The sequence below is a fragment of the Vibrio sp. 378 genome (assembly GCF_033339435.1).
In genome coordinates this window covers 1-761 of sequence record NZ_JAWOUO010000443.1, presented here as the reverse complement: position 1 = coordinate 761, position 761 = coordinate 1, and the positions used below count along the sequence as shown (strand labels likewise).

At 41.3% G+C, this 761-nt stretch carries 1 protein-coding gene; it reads left to right on the top strand.

The window, feature by feature from the left end:
* Positions 1 to 203: 203 nt before the first annotated feature.
* On the top strand, positions 204 to 761 hold a 558-nt coding region (locus tag R7Q48_RS26825; RefSeq protein WP_318133278.1), incomplete at its 3' end, for a cytochrome c oxidase subunit II transmembrane domain-containing protein.

Sequence of the window (761 nt, the reverse complement as noted above, 5' to 3'; positions counted from 1 at the left end):
GAACTTATTTTTCCTGTCTGAACAAAATTTAATCACATTTAATTTCTTGAAGAACTTTGGAACTATAACTAGCCTTTTAACATAAATATAACAAACTGTGTCGAAATCGTATTTTTTGTGATTTTTCGTAAAGTTGTTCGATATTTGCAATAGGACGCAAGGAAGCTCGCGCAAGCGTAGCGGCTGAGCAGAGGAGAGATCTTTTGAAAAGATTAGCGACTACTCTAGCCATACCACTGAGTGTGATTTTAATCACATTCTCCTCCTACGGTTGGTCAAAGGACAATGAACTCAACATGACCAAAGGGGTCACGGCGATAAGCGAGCAAGTGTATGAATTACATATGCTCATTTTCTACATTTGTTGCGCGATAGCTCTGGTTGTTTTTGGTGTTATGTTCTATGCCATCATTCGTCATCGCAAATCAAAAGGTGCAGTTGCCGCGCATTTCCACGAAAGCACCAAAGTGGAAATTATTTGGACTGTAATCCCTATCATCATTCTTGTCGCGATGGCGATTCCCGCAACGAAAACTTTAGTCGCAATGGAAGACACTAGCCAATCGGATATCACCATTCAAATCACAGGTTCGCAATGGAAGTGGCATTACAGCTACTTTGGTGAAGATGTGGAATTTTTCAGCTTGATCGCAACCAGCCAAAAGCAGATTGACGGTTTAGAGATGAAAGGTGCGCATTACCTACTTGAAGTGGATAACCCGCTCGTGCTCCCTGTGAATCGTAAAGTGCGATTTTTACTG